Raw genomic sequence first — 16,121 nt, forward strand, 5'->3', positions numbered from 1 at the left:
TTTGATTCATCAAAATGCAATCGTATAATAATAATTTCCTATAAAAGATGTTTGGGAAGAGGATTTTTTTGAATTGTATTTTTATAAATTTTGAAGTTTCTATTTCCTGTAACGTTAAGAATCAACCATAATATTTATATGAAAATCTATCTTGATCTTTTATCGCATGTTTTAAATAACGGCATTGATCGTACAGATCGAACCGGTGTGGGGACGCGATCAATTTTTGGGTATCAAATGCGGTTTGATTTGCAGGCTGGCTTTCCTCTGTTAACAACGAAGAAATTGCATTTGCGCTCGATCATTTATGAGCTTTTGTGGTTTTTGAGAGGTGATACAAATATTGCATGGTTGAAGGAACATGGTGTGTCAATTTGGGATGAATGGGCTGATGAGAAAGGGAACCTTGGTCCTATTTATGGTTATCAGTGGCGCTCTTGGCCTGCTCCCGATGGACGGCATATTGATCAAATCAGTCATCTTTTGACGATGATTAAAGAAACGCCTGATTCTCGTCGCTTAATTGTATCTGCTTGGAATCCCGCACTGATAGAGGAGATGGCTTTGCCTCCTTGTCATTGTTTTTTTCAATTTTATGTTGCTGATGGGAAGCTATCTTGTCAGCTTTATCAGCGTTCAGCAGATATTTTCTTAGGTGTTCCGTTTAATATTGCTTCCTATGCGTTGTTGACGATGATGATTGCCCAAGTAAGCGGACTTAAAGCAGGAGACTTTATTCATACTCTGGGCGACGCTCATCTTTATTCTAACCATTTTGAGCAGGCGAGATACCAGTTGTCTCGTATACCAAATGCTTTGCCGTTGATGCTTATAAATTCAGCGGTAACAGATCTTTTTTCTTTTAAATTTGAGGATTTTGAATTGCTTAATTATGAAGCGCAGCCCCATATTAAGGCACCGGTAGCAGTATGACTTTTCCAGTTTGTTTAATTGCAGCTGTTGCAGAAAATGGTGTTATAGGTCGTGAAGGTGCGATGCCTTGGCATTTATCTACGGATTTGCAACGCTTTAAGGCTTTGACTTTTGGTAGCCCCATTATTATGGGGCGAAAAACTTGGGATTCTCTTGGGCGTCCTTTACCAGGGCGTACAAATATTGTTATTACCCGTAATTGTGCATTCACGGCTGAAGGCGCTGTTATTGTTCATTCTTTGTCGCAAGCCTGTTCTATCGCAAAAAGTGTGGCTTCTCAAAATGGTGCGGATGCAGTTTTTATTATTGGGGGTGGTGAAATTTTTCAACAAGGGTTGCATATGGCTGATAAAATATTCCTTACAGAAGTTTTAGCTTCTATAGAAGGGGATAGTTTTTTTCCTGTTTTTGATAAAGAAAAATGGACTATTGTAGAAACACAAGATATTCCAAAAGGAGAAAAAGATAGTCATCCGACACGTTTTGTGGTTTATGAGCGAAAATAATTATAAGTGAAAAGAACCTGTCAGTTGTATTGTAATGAGATAAGAGAATCCCTATAAGATCCAAGTGGATGGTTGGTATTTGAATGAATGGTAGTCAGTTAAAGAGGTGATAATGCCCTGGACAAATCAAAATGGTGGTGGCCCGTGGAGTGGCGATAAAAACAAGAACAGTGGTGACAAAAAAACATCGGCTAAGAATCTTTTTGGTTCTGGTGGCAATAATGGTGGCGAAAATGGTCCCAATCTTGATGATATTTTGCGTAAAGGGAAGGATCAGTTTAAACAATTTAGTAGAGGAGGAACTGTTGTTTTGTTCCTTCTGATTGCTGTGTGTTTTTTGCTCTATCAATCACTTTATATTGTCCAACAAAATGAGCAAGCAGTAGAATTGCGTTTTGGTGTGCCTAAGGCGGGAATTATCGGTGATGGATTGCATTTTCACTTTTGGCCAATTGAGACTTATATGAAAGTGCCTTTAACTGAAAAAACGATTGCAATTGGTGGGCAGACTGGACAGAGACAACAAAGTGAAGGTTTGATGCTGTCTAGTGATCAAAATATTGTTAATGTCAATTTTTCTGTTTACTATCGCATTTCACATCCAGGACAATTTTTATTCAATGTGAATGATCAAGAAGGGACAGTTCGTCAGGTTGCTGAAAGTGCAATGCGCGAGGTTATTGGTTCCAGACCTGTTGATGATGTTTTACGCGATAAAAAAGAGGAAGTTGCTAACGATGTGCGAAAGATTACCCAGTTGACTGTCGATAAATATCAACTCGGTGTCGAAATAAGCCGTGTATCGATTAGTGAAGCTGCTCCTCCGACAAAGGTTGCTGCTGCTTTTAATTCTGTTCAACAGGCAGAGCAGGAACGTGGACGAATGATTGAAGAAGGAAATCGTGTGCGTTTTACGAAGATTGGTTTAGCAAATGGTGAAGCTTCACGTACACGGGAAATCGCAAAAGGTGAAAAAGCACAAATGGTTGAAGAGGCACGCGGGCGTGCTGAACGTTTTCAGGCCATAGCCCGTGAGGCGGCAATATCACCAGAGGCTGCGCGTTATCGTCTTTATATGGAGACGATGGGGCGTATTTTCTCTTCACCAAATAAATTGGTTCTTGATCAAATGAATTCTCCAGCGGTGCCTTATCTTCCTTTGAACGAATTGCTGCGTAACAATTTATCAGAAAAAGCAAAAGCGAAATCAGCACGTTCGACATCGCTCTTGGATGCTCATATTTCTGGAGGACGCTAATAATGCAGCAGTCTCGTTTTTTGTTTATTTTTAGTACTATAATGTTTCTTTTGATCATTTTATGGATGTCACTTTTTATTGTCTATCCTCGTCAACAAGTGGCAATTAAGCGTTTTGGTCAAATTGTTAAGGTCGAGTCTAATCCTGGAATTTATTCGAAAATGCCCTTTGTGGATAAGATGATTGTGGTGGATAATCGCTTGTTGCGTTACGATGTTCCTACGCAATCGGTACAAGTTCGTGGGGGTGCTTATTACGAAGTGGATGCGTTCTTTATTTATCGTATTACAGATCCTAAGTTGTTTCTACAGCGTATTGCTTCGGGGCGTCCACAAATTGCGGCACGTGAAAACCTTGCACCACGGTTTATTGACGCTTTGCGTGCTGTTTATGGTAAGCGAGAATTTAAAGCAGCCTTATCGGATGAACGAGGCGCAATGATGGCTGAGGTGCAACGGCAATTTTCTATAGATGCAGGTTCGCTGGGTATTACGATTGTTGATGTGCGTATTCGAAAAACCGATTTAACGGATGCTGTTTCAGAAGATGTTTATCGACAAATGGCAGCTGAACGGGAGGCTGCTGCGGAAAATATTCGAGCTCGTGGTCAACAAGAACGAGATCGTATTGTGGCAGAAGCAAATCGTGAATATGAAGAAATAGTGGCAGCCGCAAAGCGTGATGCTGAAATTACTCGCGGTGAAGGACAAGCCGAAAGTATTCGCATTTTATTAAATGCGCGGGAAGCTAATCCATCTTTTTACGATTTTTGGTTAGCGATGGAACAGTATAAGAATTTAGAAAGAGTTCCGATGGTCATTTCACCAAATGAGGATTTCTTTTTTTATTTTCAAAATCCCTTGCAAGTAAAGAAAAAGCTTTCATCAACAATGAGTCCTAGTTTGAGCAAAACTGATTCAAAGTCTGGTGGAGAATAGATGAAACAGTGTATAGAGTATACTATTTCATATGAGAAGTATGCTCTATAGCTGCTTTTTTTATGATGAATGTAAGACAGTATTAAGCCATACTGATTTTGTATAATAAATTGGGTAGGGCTCTTTTCAGCTTTGGTTAAAGGCATATCATGGATAGAAGTATCGTGAGTAGAAATACGTTTTTGAAGTCTTTTATCACAAGAGTTGTTTTGTGTGTGGTTTTGTTTTTATCAGGATCAGTGAATTTGTCTTGGGGCGCAGAGACAAACAAGACATTGCTTTCTGTTCCTGATTTAGCTTCTGAGCTTTTGGAGACGGTTGTGAATATTTCTACGGCACAGACGGTTGAAGGAACCGAACAGGATGAAAATACTTCAGTACCCGTTATTCCCAAAGATTCATTGCTGGAGGAATATTTTAATGATTTTTTTACACCCAAAGATGGTCAAAAAAATAGTCAATTTCAAAAGGTGCGTTCTTTGGGGTCTGGTTTTGTGATTGATGCGCAAAAAGGGATTATTGTTACAAATTATCATGTTATTGTTGATGCTGATGATATTGAAGTTAATTTTACAGATGGTACAAAACTCAAGGCGAAGCTTCTTGGCAAGGATAGCAAAACTGATTTGGCACTACTTCAAGTGGATGCGGGACGTAAAAAATTAAAAGCTGTGCGTTTTGGTGACTCAGAAAAAGCACGTATTGGTGACTGGGTTATGGCTATTGGTAATCCTTATGGTTTTGGTGGAAGTGTAACGGTTGGTATTATTTCTGCACGTAACCGTGATCTTAATGCTGGTCCCTATGATAATTTTATTCAAACAGATGCAGCAATTAATCGGGGCAATTCTGGTGGTCCGTTATTTGATAGAAATGGTGAAGTCATTGGCATTAATACAGCAATTGTTTCACCTTCTGGAGGATCTATCGGTATTGGGTTTGCTATTCCATCGGATATGGCCCTTTCTGTTATTAATCAATTGCGTGATTTTGGAGAAATAAGGCGTGGTTGGTTGGCTATTCGTATTCAGCCGGTAACAGAGGATATTGCAAAAAGTTTAAAATTGGACAATGCTGTAGGAGCATTGGTGGCTGGTAAAATAGAACAGACAGAAGAAAATAATGTAGATAATAGTCAGTTACAAACTGGAGATGTTATTCTTTCCTTTGGTAATTTCAAAATTAAGCATGCACGTGATTTGCCGCGTTTAGTTGCAGAAAGTTCAGAAGGAAAAGTGGTGGATGTTACTGTTTTACGGAATGGGCAAGAAAAAACAGTAAAAGTTAAGCTTGGACGTTTGATTGAAACAGATGCAAATGAAGATATAGAAGAAGAAGTTGATGATAAAAAAGACAATGATCTGTCAAAAAGCGTGACAATGCAATTTATGGGAATGACGCTAGCTGAATTGACAGAGGATTTGCGTCATCGTTATTCAATTTCAGATAAACTTCGAGGATTAGTGGTAACATCTGTTGCACGAAATAGCGCAGCGGATAAAAAGCGTATTCGCGTTGGTGAAGTCATTATTGATATCAATCAGAGTGCTATCACAACAATCGATGAGGCTAAAAAACGTATTCATAAATTACGTGAAGCTGGACGCAAAAATGCTCTATTCATCGTAGCGCGTCCAGATGGAGAGTTACGGTTCGTAGCGCTTCTAATGGATTGATACCCCAATAGATTGAGGCTTAAAAATTAATTTTTTGTTTTTTATCAGCTTTTAGTATATGAGCTACTTTGTAGCTCAGCCATGTGATGTCCAATATTTCTCAAGCTCATTTCATGACAAAGAGCATGAATTGTATAACATAAAATCCGTTGGGCAGCTCTATTTTTGCATTAAATAAAAGTACAAGTTGGTACCATAATAGATTTGCTAGTTCCCAATATTGCAACAGCCTAGGCTTTGAAGTGCTGCATAAGAGATCTATGTCTTGTGTTTAAGTCAATTTTTATCTCTGCTTTTGATGCACAAGTGAATGGTATTGATATGGCACTTTATGAGAAGGATAAAAATGAGAAAATCTTATGATATTGGGAGCTCTTATTCAGATTGCAAAACGCTCAACTATTATAGATAAAGGGTGCAATTATTATTATAAATAATGTTTTTTTATCTAGTGAGACTTTTAGCACTTTATGATTGTACTTTGTGTGCTATAAAGAACATTTTTTTCACTTCAGTTTGAAAAAAGTTATCCTAGAGAAAAATCATATTAGACTAAATTAGTTATATATATTTATACCTTTTTTGGTGACGGATGAAAAAATAGTTATAAATAAAGAGAGCGTGAAGAAGACAATTTCTGAATCTCTTATTATAAATCAGAGTAGCATGCTGTTTTTATAGGAAAAAATAAAGCTTTTTGATTGTATAGGTTAAGCTCAGTATTATTTTCATAAATGATGACAAAGAATATGTTTATTTTTAATGGACTAACGGACAGAATGATTATGGCTGTAGTTTATTATTGAATTATGATAGCAAAAATGCTTCGAAATTCCTTTGGTGTTGTTATTAATTCCATTTTTTCTTTTTTATAAGTTTCATAAGGGGCTTTGGGGGCTGTATGTTGCAATAAGTTACTGATTGGGAGAAATTGCCATTCATGACACAGAGAACAGTTACATTAATAGCGGGACCAACGGCAAGTGGGAAGTCAGAACTTGCCTTGCAAATGGCTCAAGAAAAAAATGCTCTCATTATTAACACTGATTCAATGCAGGTTTATGATGTTTTAAATATTTTAACGGCACGGCCGAGGGAGGCTGATACTGCGATTGTTCCACATTATCTTTATGGTCATGTGAGTCCTACTGTGAATTATTCAGTAGGGCAATGGTTGTGTGATGTCGAGAAGCTATTGGCTACTTTTTCTTTAAGATCAGTTATTTTTGTTGGTGGAACAGGACTTTATTTTCGTGCTCTTTTAGAGGGGATTTCGGAAATCCCCCATGTTCCAGATGTTGTGCGGCAGAAGTGGCGACTTCGGCTTGATAAAGAGGGACCTGAAAGTCTTTATTGCCAGTTGTTGCAGGTTGATGCTGTTGTTGCTGAAAAAATTTCTTCGCATGATAGACAGCGTATTGTCCGTGCTTTGGAAGTTTATGATGCAACCGGTAAGACGCTTAGTTGGTGGCAGAAACAAAAAACAATACCTCTCATTGCGCCGAATTTCACCGAAAAAATTCTTCTTATGCCACCACGTCCTTTGCTTTATGAACGTATTCATAAACGCTTGGATTTTATGATTGAAAGAGGAGCTTTAGAAGAGGTGATGATCATGAAGAATCTTATGCTTTCCCCTTCATTACCAGCAATGAAGGCTATTGGTATACCTGAATTTATGGATTATTTGGATGGATATAGAAGCTTTGAGAATGCTCTTGAAGCGGTGAAAACACAAACGAGGAGATATGCAAAAAGACAAATGACATGGTTTCGTAATCAATTTGATGAAGAATGGATGCTTACTTTTTGATAAAAGAGCTAGAGCTTTGCAAAGAAACTTATCGAAAGATAAAAGATAATTCGTGAAAAAGATTTTTTTTAGAAAATATAATTTTTTATTGACGAATGGTATCAATGGAATTAGAAATCTTTCTACAAGGAAATTTTTATATATTTTATACGTTGGAATAATGGGGGTGATCATACAGTATGTGTTGTGTAATAGGCTCCTTTGGGGTCTTTTTTTATGGGCTCCGTTAGGGGCTTTTTTTATTGTCCTATCAAGTAGGTGAGTGGGAAAAATGAGAAATGATCCAAGAAAGCAAGAGAGTGCAGATGGAAAAATAATGTCGGGGGCTGAAATAGTGATTCAGGCTCTTATAGATCAAGGGGTTAAACATATTTTTGGTTATCCTGGTGGGGCTGTTCTGCCTATTTTTGATGTGCTCTATCACCAAGATACACTCCAGCATATTTTGGTGCGCCATGAACAAGCTGCAGGGCATGCTGCTGAAGGTTATGCACGCAGTACTGGAAAGGTAGGTGTTATGCTTGTGACTTCTGGTCCAGGCGCAACGAATGCTGTTACACCTTTGCAAGATGCTCTTATGGATTCTATACCTCTTGTTTGTTTTTCTGGTCAGGTAGCGACAACGATCATTGGAACAAATGGCTTTCAAGAAGCTGATACGGTTGGAATTACCAAGTCCTGTACGAAGCGTAATTGGCTGGTTAAAAACGTCAATGATCTTGCGGCTATTATTCATGAAGCTTTTTCTCTTGCTCAATCAGGTCGTCCTGGACCGGTTTTGATTGATATTCCTAAGGATGTTCAATTTGCTTCAGGATTTTATAGAGCACCTCAAACGCCGACATTTATGCGTTCTTATTCAAAGTCGAAAGGGAATGCGCAGGCTATTGAAGAGGCTGTTTCTCTCTTAGTAGAAGCAAAGCGTCCTGTTATTTATTCTGGTGGTGGTGTTATTTCATCGGGGATGGAAGCTGTAAAGCTTTTGCGCGATTTAGTTCAACTGGGTGATTTTCCGATTACGTCAACACTCATGGGGCTTGGTGCTTATCCCGCTTCTGACAAAAATTGGCTTGGAATGCTTGGGATGCATGGAACCTATGAAGCTAATATGGCCATGCATGATTGTGATGTTATGTTAGCTGTTGGAGCACGATTTGATGATCGTATCACAGGGCGATTGGATGCATTTGCACCTCATGCGCGTATTATCCATATTGATATTGACCCTTCTTCTATTAATAAGATCGTAAAAGTGAAAGTGCCACTTATTGGTGATGTGGCTTGTGTTTTGGGAGAGATGACGCAACTCTTGAAGATACAGAAACCAGCGTTTAACAGTGAAGTCCGTGAGGCGTGGTGGACGCAAATTAATCGCTGGAGATCACGTAATTCATTGGCATATATGGAAAAAAAAGATGTTATCATGCCACAATATGCTCTTGAACGGCTTTATGCACTGACCAAAGATGCTTGTGCTTATATCACAACAGATGTCGGACAGCATCAGATGTGGGCAGCACAGTATTATCATTTTGATGAACCAAAACATTGGATGACTTCTGGTGGACTTGGAACTATGGGTTATGGTCTTCCTGCGGCTATCGGTGTTCAAATTGCCTATCCTGATGCGCTTGTTGTGTGTATTTCTGGTGATGCCTCTATTCAGATGAATATTCAAGAACTTGCAACAGCTATTCAGCATGACACACCTGTAAAAATTTTCATTTTAAATAATCAGTATATGGGGATGGTTCGCCAGTGGCAGCAATTGCTGCATGGTAATCGTCTTTCTCATTCTTATACGGAATCTATGCCTGACTTTGTGAAATTGGCACAAGCTTATGGAGCCGTGGGAATTTATTGTTCAAAACCCGATGAACTTGATGATAAAATTCAGCAGATGATTGACTGTAATAAGCCTGTTCTTTTTGATTGTCGTGTTTATCATTTAGAAAATTGTTTTCCTATGATTCCATCGGGATGTGCCCATAATGAGATGTTATTACCCGATGAGGCAAGCGAGGAAGCTGTTGCAAATGCTGTTTCTTCCGAGGGAAAGATTCTTGTATAAAATTAATATGTTAACAAAATAGTGAAGGATGGTGATGATGAAGTCTTTGGAGTCTTCATCTCTGGCTCTTCTTTTTTGTGGAGAGTTCCTATTATCCTTAGAGCTCATTTTATGATTTTCATTCTTTGTTTAAAGATATGGGGTGTATTATTATTTGTTCATCTAAAAAATGTTATAAGTCGTATGCCCAATTATGTTTGAATTTATTTGTACGCGATGTTTGTTTTTTTAATTCATATGTTCACATTAATAGCTATTTCGTTGCATTTTTTAGATAATACATTGAATTATCTTTTATAAATTAATTATGTTGTCTCATATATGAAAGATTTCATCGTGCAAGAAAAGAAGCCACCATGCTTGAAGGGTGCAACCATGCAAACCGTCATGTCTATGAAAACAATAGAAAAGTTTGTCACTATGTTTTGGTTTCGCATTATGAAATTACTCCAAATCGCTCTTTCAAGGACTTGATAGGAGAATTCCCCTAGCGGCTTGAAAGGAAGGGCAAAAATAACAAAAATCAAATGCAGCCATAGAAAATTAATAGGTCACCATAGCTTATAATCAGGTAGTAACCTCACCTTATTATGCGGGAGAAATTTATATATATATGAGATGTGTAGTCAATATATATATAAATCAGAATAATACTCACCATTATATCATTATCAGGACATTAGCATTGAAAATCAAATACTCTTTCTTTTATTTGTTCTACATATCTATGATTCCATAAATCTGCAGACACAAACACTCTTTGAATCCACCGCATTGGATTTTCATAACTATCAAATGATCCAGAAAATTTATCTCTAGAGTGTAGAGCCATTCTGTTATCAATGTATAATAATCTTCCTGGTTGTACATCAATTCCAAAAGATACAGCCTTAATAGCTTCATAAAAATGATCTAAAGCTTCCTTGGCTTTTTTTGACTGTGGTTCTAACATGCCTGGATAAAAAACAGCGCTGATATCTGGGAATTCACCGTCCCCTTGAACTAGGGGTACTTTACTTGTAGAGGTTACCCCATTTTTTCTCCATCTATAGGGAACATTAATTATATATAAATTATCCCTTAAGCTCCTCAAATCCTCTTCATTTAAAAGTTTTAAAGCTAGACATGCATCAGATATTCTCGTTAACGGGCCATCAACATCATTGCGAACACCGGTTAAAAGTATCCCTTTAGGAGATAAATTTAAACCTCTTATAAATTTTAGTGCAGCATTTTCTATATGAAAATCTAACTCAACTTCAGATCCTAATCCTGTATAATCTTTTTTATTATCCTCTAAAGGAACTAGGTTATTTACTATATGTTCGCCTTCAAACTTAATTGAAGAAGGCTCTCCGATTAATAAAGAAAACATCATAATTAAATTTTCGCTAATATAGCCACTTTTACAAGACGCATCTAAATTATAAGGATTAGGTGACGTATTAATTTTTCTATCAATAGGAAGGTTTTCAAAGATTAAATATGCTCTAGGGGTAATAGACATCTTTTGATTCATAAGAATTGTCAATATTCTATGGGGTAGCAGCGAAAATGCTATTTTTTTTTAGCTTAACCGAATACTCAATACCACCGTATGGATCATAAATAACATGGTCCAAAGCCTCCCAAAGTTTGTCTCTTTCGCCATTGCTCAACTCAAAAGTATTTTCATTTATCACTATAATTTCCTCCCCAATATATATTTCCCTACTTTTTTATTAAGAAAAGTGAAAAAACAATAATTAAAATTAAAATCAGCCATGTTAGTACATAAGTGTCTGTAAAATCTTGGATTAATCCAAATAATGGTGGAGCAGTAATAATTGCGATTTGATTTACAGACATTGCTAAACCCAGAGAAAATCCAACGCTTTCTTTCGGCGAAGAGTCTACAATATAAGCAACCCAAGGGCCATACCATCCTAATCCAAAAAAACCTAACCAAGCAGATAAAATAGTTAAATAAATTATCGATCCACTAATGCCCAAAATTAATATTAAAAATCCAAAAACGACTGCAATCATGCAAAACAAGACAGGAAAAAATCGTCCTTTTCTACAATGATCACTCCACGCTGCTAAAATAATTCTTCCTAAGGCACCAGAAGCCTGTGAAACAAAAAACAAATAAGCACTTTTATCTAGAGACAGGTGATAGATTCTATAAAAATAAATCGTTATAAAAATGGTTAAAACATATTGAACGATCACAAGTGAAACGCCTGAAAAAATAATATTCTTCATATGCGGCGCAGCTAACATCGCAAGACGTGACCTTACATTTGCATAGAACGAAACTTTTGCCTTGCTTTTTGGAACGATAGCTACAACTTTTGCTGGTGAGTGATAAAAAATAATAAATATACATCCCCCTAAAAAAGAAACGATGGCACCGACCAAAAACGCACCTTGTATGCCATAGATAAATGCACTAGCAGGAAGAACTATCCCAGCTAATGCCCCACCTAATGGTAGCCCCGCCTGCCTTATTCCCATTGCAAATCCGCGCTGCGATTGTGGAAACCATGAAGAAACAGATTTAGCGCCACCGGGTTGAGCAGAACTATAAAATCCCCCTAAAATTAGCAAACAGACCAAAAGAGAAATATAGTTATCTGCGATTGCTCCCAACAAAAGAGCGACAGAAACGCCGACCGCTCCAACTCCAACAATATAGCGCTCGTTAAACTTGTCTAGTAATTCGCCAGCTACAAGTAACCCAATAATAGGTAGGAATTGCGCTGCTGAAGACAGCAAACCTATCTGAGAGTCACTAAGCGAGAAATCCTTCTTAAAAAATTCAGCTAAAGGACCAATCCCTTGAACAAAGAAGCAAGCTGATGCTTGAGCGATAGTGGCAACAAGCAATATAATCCATCTATAATGATTTTTTTCTATAAATTTATTATTGCTCACTATGCCCCCTCCAATTAAAGTGTATTCCAATAAAGTAGCCTTTTTTTAATAATGCTTGCAACAATAAATTAGGTATTTTATGCTGATTACATAAAAATCTGTCAATACGATTGGTATTAATATGAAAGCTAAGGAATATGCTTCATTTAAGGAAATAAGCTATTATGTGTCGTGCAAATTTGATACGCTAGCGATATAAGTTAAATTTTACAAACATTGGCTCAGCCAGCATTAAGCGCTTTTCATAAAAGACGCTATATTTTTGCAAGCTTTTTCAATATAATTCTCAAAGCTTTCTTCAGTCACATAGCCCAGATGCGGTGTGCAAAGAACTCTATCTGATTGCAATAATTTGCTCTTATATACTGGTTCGCTGTCATAAACATCCAGTGCAAAGTAAGTTGAATTTTCCAAACTTAGTATTTTTTCTATCGCTCCTTTTTCAACCAAAGCTGAACGCGCTGTGTTGACAAAAATAGCATGAGGTTTCATGCTCAATAGATCATCTAATTGAATGATTTCTCTGGTTTTATCGCTTAAGCGTAAATGTATGGATATAATGTCAGGACGTGTAAAAAGTTCATCTTTTGAATGCGTAAAATGATAACCTAAATTTTTTGCTTCTTGCGTTGAACGCTCGCTCCCATGAACCAAAATGGACATGCCAAAAGCTTGAGCATATTGAGCAACCATTTTGCCAATACGCACAAATCCGAATATTCCAAGAGTAGCCCCTTTCATTTGGTTGCCAAATGTTGTTTGCCATCGTCCTTTTTTCATATCAGACACAGATTTACAGAGTTTTCTACGCGCAGACATAATTAAGAGCCAGGCAAATTCAGCAGCAGAAGTTGGATCTCCACCGCCGTCTAATATTTCAATTCCTAAGTCTCTACAAGCTTCTATATCAATATGTGAACCTATAGGGCCTGTTTGGTATTATAACTTTTATATTTTTATGTTTTTTAGGAATAAAAATTGACTTTATTCAGAGTATTTTGACATTCGCGTCTGTTTCTTTGGTAATAATCACAACTGTTTTTGCAATTTTATACAATTCTAATATTCCTTCTGAATTGCAGAGCAACCCAAAATACAAACACGGCAATACAATAGGTTGGAAGACATTAACACGTGATTTACAACAGTATATGCACAACCTCTTAAAGCTAATAAATTTAGCGCTTGTCGTTTTAAGTTTCCCAAGTAGTTATAAAGAAACGGTCTCTTTGCCTATCATTTCTAAGTACATGGAGCACAAGTTTTCTTTTCCATTGGATACTGATACTTAGATATTGCTCTTTAGTACTCTTTTTAGTCTGTGTATTGTTTCTTATGTTAAGCACACGCAATTTAATAAACATGTCCATTTACGCACTACAGTGCTCAGTTAAAAAGCCATAGTAAAATTTCCGATTTTATAATTTTTTACAAAGAATTCATTCTTATGACCTTATAGACAGAAAGCTAGAAAAAGCGATTTATATTCAATTCGGTAAGTATAAAAAAGAAAAAATTGCAAAGTCATGCTGTTAAAAAAGTATCAAGTGTGTAGAAATACTTAGAGTTAAGCGGATAGGTTACGAAACAGCCTCTCCCATGTCTTTAAAATACTGACTATCTTTTGTGCTTGTGAGGACATATAATGATTTTGTCGGGTGTAGTTATGTCATACAAAACCCTTTTTAGGGGAAAGTATAGCGACAAACTTAACGCCGTGTTTTCAACGCCCAGTGCCTTTATAAGGTGTCAATTGAAAACTCCATTACGTTAAGGATTACTAGAATGAACGCTATAGTTAAAAATCAAATGACCTCCATTATTGCTACTGTTGCAAATGATACCCCCCTCCTTTCAAAAGCAAGCTCTTGCAAAAAAAATATGAATTAACAAATGAAATGAAAACAGTGAAAGATCTTTTAAGTGATCGAGTTCGAACCATTTATCGCATACGTGCATTAAGAGACTTTGGTAATGTAAAGGCGGATGACTTGGGTGGTTTTATAGAGCATGAAGGCAATTTAAGTCACGAAGGGAATTGCTGGGTTGGTGGTAATGCATGGATTTATGATGATTCCTATATTTTTGATGATGCTCAGGTTTGTGGTCAATGCTAGCATTTGTGACACTATGCTTTTAAACAGTAAAAAGAAAGCCATGTCATTTGCATGATGTGGCTTTATGTTTATCAAAAGATAAAAAACATAATTTTATATGTTGAAAAATAATAATATCATTTTGAAATAATTGAAAAAACTATTAAAAAAGTAAGTGGCAACATGCTAAATAAAGTGATGTTAATTGGCTATTTAGGTGCTAATCCCAAAAGCAAAACAATGAATTCTGGTACAGAAATAGTCAATTTTAGTATAGCGACTTCTGAGAGCTGTATAGATAAAAGGACCAATCAAAAAGTAGAGAAAACAGAATGGTATTCAGTTGTGATTTTTAATCCACATTTGGCAAAAATTGCACTTCAATATCTAAACAAAGGTTCAAAGGTTTATATAGAAGAAAAATTACAAACATGCAAATGGCAAGATAAAAACGGTGGTGAACATCTTGCAACAGAGACTGTCTTACCACAATTCAAAGGTGAATTGTATCTGCTTGATGCTAAGAAAGAACAATCCGCATCCTCCTCACCCATCACTACTCAAAGTTATGCTATCGCTTCAGGTGCTGCTTATCATAGCACGTCTCTTAATGATGCTATCCCATTCTGATTGAAAAAAATATAACAAAAAGAAAAAACGTACAAAACATAGACGTCCTCGGATTAAAGGATGTATCAGAGAACCGAACGGACGCATCTCACGAGCAAAAACACCGGCAGATACCCCAACGGGTAAAATGATATAGCTTCTCTTTTTTCCTTGCACAACGCATGACACGCCACACCACCTGTATCACATCCACATGACTTTTATGGGGATGTAAAAACATAACCGCATCAAAAGCAAGGACATCCCCCCTTCAGACAGACATCTTATATTGGTGAGCACACGGGCAGACTCTCCCCCGCATCTTCCTTAAGCCAATCAAGGGCTTTATTACGTTCTTTGGCACTTTGTGTTCCATCAATATGAGCAAATTTACAGTCAAACGGCGGAGTCTCTTTATGGACCTTATGAAGATCATATAATTCTTTCTGTATTTCTTTAGAATTGAATGTATCACGGATACGTTTAGACCTATTGATATCTTTACAAAAAGCCAAAGCCCGACGCATGAGATTTGGGTTATCACTCAAGTCAACCTTCAGATCTATTTTAGCAAGGGCTTGATAACAGCCTATGATCTTGGTTTTATCGTCAAGAATAAGTCCATAATTCTCATCTGTTATCAGATGTTGAATGGATTGACTTACTTCCTCTTCATCAACACCCAAAATAATAATCTTATAAGGAGATAAAAGTTCATTCTTAACGGCTTTTGAGAGAATGTATAGATATAAAGCTCTTTTCCATAGAGTTCTTCATCATCCATAGAAGCCAGAACGGCATTGATCTCATTGACTTGCTTTTTGGCATTATCCGTAAAGACCTTGGGGATTGCTGTCATGGATAGACGTTTTTTACCCCGAATGATGCTGTTATCGTGAACCTTGATAAATTCAGATTCACGTTTGTCTGTTCCCAACACAACCCCAATCGTAGGGTGTGATTCATCACAAATGATCAGATCAAATTCGGATAAATCACATTCCTTTTGCTCATCCGCAATCACTTGGATTGATTGGTAAGTAGCAAACACCACGGTCATTGCATTTGCTAAGACTTTATTTGCTTTCTCTCAAAGCTTTTGAGCATCAGTTGGTAGAGCTGGTAGAGCGAGATCTGAGACATCGAGTTCGACAGCATCATCTCGTGTTTTACGACGCTTGCCAATTCATGTATCAGAACATACCGCAAAGGAACGCAAGGGGACTTGTGCAGGTGCGAGCGCTCTCGCATTCGTATCCCGGAAGCCTGAAAGTACTGAGTTTGAATCAGCTTTTTTTGCTT

The 16,121-nt window shown here is 37.2% G+C and carries 12 protein-coding genes and 2 pseudogenes; 10 read left to right on the forward strand and 4 right to left on the reverse strand.

The annotated features are described in order from the left end of the window. Positions 1 to 138 precede the first annotated feature (138 nt). The 7 genes from ACFIKO_RS03795 (at position 139) to ACFIKO_RS03825 (ending at position 9,195) form a co-directional block, all read left to right on the forward strand. Positions 139 to 933 (forward strand): thymidylate synthase, encoded by a 795-nt coding sequence (locus tag ACFIKO_RS03795; RefSeq protein WP_015856618.1) that lies wholly within the window; start codon positions 139 to 141, stop codon positions 931 to 933. After that, positions 930 to 1,439: a dihydrofolate reductase gene (locus ACFIKO_RS03800; RefSeq protein WP_375619619.1), complete on the forward strand. Its 510-nt coding sequence runs from the start codon at positions 930 to 932 to the stop codon at positions 1,437 to 1,439. Before ACFIKO_RS03795 ends, ACFIKO_RS03800 begins: the two co-directional genes overlap by 4 nt. Before the next feature lie 112 nt (positions 1,440 to 1,551). Continuing rightward, positions 1,552 to 2,697: an FtsH protease activity modulator HflK gene (hflK, locus tag ACFIKO_RS03805; RefSeq protein WP_375673330.1), complete on the forward strand. Its 1,146-nt coding sequence runs from the start codon at positions 1,552 to 1,554 to the stop codon at positions 2,695 to 2,697. Between the two features lie 2 nt (positions 2,698 to 2,699). Next, positions 2,700 to 3,635, forward strand: a complete 936-nt coding sequence (hflC, locus tag ACFIKO_RS03810) for a protease modulator HflC (protein ID WP_375619617.1) — start codon at positions 2,700 to 2,702, stop codon at positions 3,633 to 3,635. A 149-nt stretch (positions 3,636 to 3,784) separates the two neighbouring features. Further along, positions 3,785 to 5,311 (forward strand): Do family serine endopeptidase, encoded by a 1,527-nt coding sequence (locus tag ACFIKO_RS03815; RefSeq protein ID WP_375673333.1) that lies wholly within the window; start codon positions 3,785 to 3,787, stop codon positions 5,309 to 5,311. 940 nt (positions 5,312 to 6,251) lie between these two features. Beyond that, the gene (miaA, locus tag ACFIKO_RS03820) at positions 6,252 to 7,124 is read left to right on the forward strand and encodes a tRNA (adenosine(37)-N6)-dimethylallyltransferase MiaA (protein ID WP_375619615.1); all 873 of its coding nucleotides are present in this window, start codon (positions 6,252 to 6,254) and stop codon (positions 7,122 to 7,124) included. A gap of 271 nt (positions 7,125 to 7,395) precedes the next feature. Next, a complete protein-coding gene (locus ACFIKO_RS03825; RefSeq protein ID WP_375619614.1) occupies positions 7,396 to 9,195 on the forward strand; it encodes an acetolactate synthase 3 large subunit in 1,800 nt (599 codons plus the stop codon). Positions 9,196 to 9,874: 679 nt separating this feature from the next. On the opposite strand, the gene ACFIKO_RS03830 is transcribed toward ACFIKO_RS03825, so the two are convergent. The 3 genes from ACFIKO_RS03830 to ACFIKO_RS03840 all read right to left on the reverse strand — a co-directional run bounded on the left by ACFIKO_RS03830 (position 9,875) and on the right by ACFIKO_RS03840 (position 12,933). After that, positions 9,875 to 10,702: a TauD/TfdA family dioxygenase gene (locus ACFIKO_RS03830; protein ID WP_375673335.1), complete on the reverse strand. Its 828-nt coding sequence runs from the start codon at positions 10,700 to 10,702 to the stop codon at positions 9,875 to 9,877. A 203-nt stretch (positions 10,703 to 10,905) separates the two neighbouring features. Continuing rightward, entirely contained in the window at positions 10,906 to 12,114 is a 1,209-nt protein-coding gene (locus ACFIKO_RS03835; protein ID WP_375619612.1) for an MFS transporter, read from the reverse strand. Positions 12,115 to 12,345: 231 nt separating this feature from the next. Next, entirely contained in the window at positions 12,346 to 12,933 is a 588-nt protein-coding gene (locus ACFIKO_RS03840; RefSeq protein ID WP_375619611.1) for an NAD(P)-dependent oxidoreductase, read from the reverse strand. A 110-nt stretch (positions 12,934 to 13,043) separates the two neighbouring features. Between ACFIKO_RS03840 and ACFIKO_RS03845 the strand changes: the two are divergent. The 3 genes and pseudogenes from ACFIKO_RS03845 to ssb all read left to right on the forward strand — a co-directional run bounded on the left by ACFIKO_RS03845 (position 13,044) and on the right by ssb (position 14,840). Next, positions 13,044 to 13,518, forward strand: a pseudogene (locus ACFIKO_RS03845) (hypothetical protein). 494 nt (positions 13,519 to 14,012) lie between these two features. Continuing rightward, positions 14,013 to 14,231, forward strand: a complete 219-nt coding sequence (locus tag ACFIKO_RS03850; RefSeq protein WP_375619610.1) for a hypothetical protein — start codon at positions 14,013 to 14,015, stop codon at positions 14,229 to 14,231. A 162-nt stretch (positions 14,232 to 14,393) separates the two neighbouring features. Next, complete coding sequence (ssb, locus tag ACFIKO_RS03855; RefSeq protein ID WP_375673338.1) at positions 14,394 to 14,840, forward strand: single-stranded DNA-binding protein; 447 nt, start codon at positions 14,394 to 14,396, stop codon at positions 14,838 to 14,840. An 87-nt stretch (positions 14,841 to 14,927) separates the two neighbouring features. Here the strand turns inward: ssb and ACFIKO_RS03860 are convergent. Next, positions 14,928 to 16,047: pseudogene (locus ACFIKO_RS03860) on the reverse strand (helicase-related protein); the annotation flags it as partial. Positions 16,048 to 16,121: the final 74 nt, after the last annotated feature.

The sequence above is a fragment of the Bartonella sp. TS82HLJMH genome (assembly GCF_042193495.1).
GTDB classification, from domain to species: domain Bacteria; phylum Pseudomonadota; class Alphaproteobacteria; order Rhizobiales; family Rhizobiaceae; genus Bartonella; species Bartonella grahamii.

Coding starts and splice junctions, on each gene's coding strand:
- ssb (WP_375673338.1), top strand. CDS start 14,394: ATGCTAAATAAAGTGATGTTAATTGGCTATTTAGGTGCTAATCCCAAA.
- ACFIKO_RS03850 (WP_375619610.1), top strand. CDS start 14,013: ATGAAAACAGTGAAAGATCTTTTAAGTGATCGAGTTCGAACCATTTAT.
- miaA (WP_375619615.1), top strand. CDS start 6,252: ATGACACAGAGAACAGTTACATTAATAGCGGGACCAACGGCAAGTGGG.
- ACFIKO_RS03840 (WP_375619611.1), bottom strand. CDS start 12,933: ATGTCTGCGCGTAGAAAACTCTGTAAATCTGTGTCTGATATGAAAAAA.
- ACFIKO_RS03825 (WP_375619614.1), top strand. CDS start 7,396: ATGAGAAATGATCCAAGAAAGCAAGAGAGTGCAGATGGAAAAATAATG.
- ACFIKO_RS03830 (WP_375673335.1), bottom strand. CDS start 10,702: ATGTCTATTACCCCTAGAGCATATTTAATCTTTGAAAACCTTCCTATT.
- ACFIKO_RS03795 (WP_015856618.1), top strand. CDS start 139: ATGAAAATCTATCTTGATCTTTTATCGCATGTTTTAAATAACGGCATT.
- hflC (WP_375619617.1), top strand. CDS start 2,700: ATGCAGCAGTCTCGTTTTTTGTTTATTTTTAGTACTATAATGTTTCTT.
- ACFIKO_RS03800 (WP_375619619.1), top strand. CDS start 930: ATGACTTTTCCAGTTTGTTTAATTGCAGCTGTTGCAGAAAATGGTGTT.
- hflK (WP_375673330.1), top strand. CDS start 1,552: ATGCCCTGGACAAATCAAAATGGTGGTGGCCCGTGGAGTGGCGATAAA.
- ACFIKO_RS03815 (WP_375673333.1), top strand. CDS start 3,785: ATGGATAGAAGTATCGTGAGTAGAAATACGTTTTTGAAGTCTTTTATC.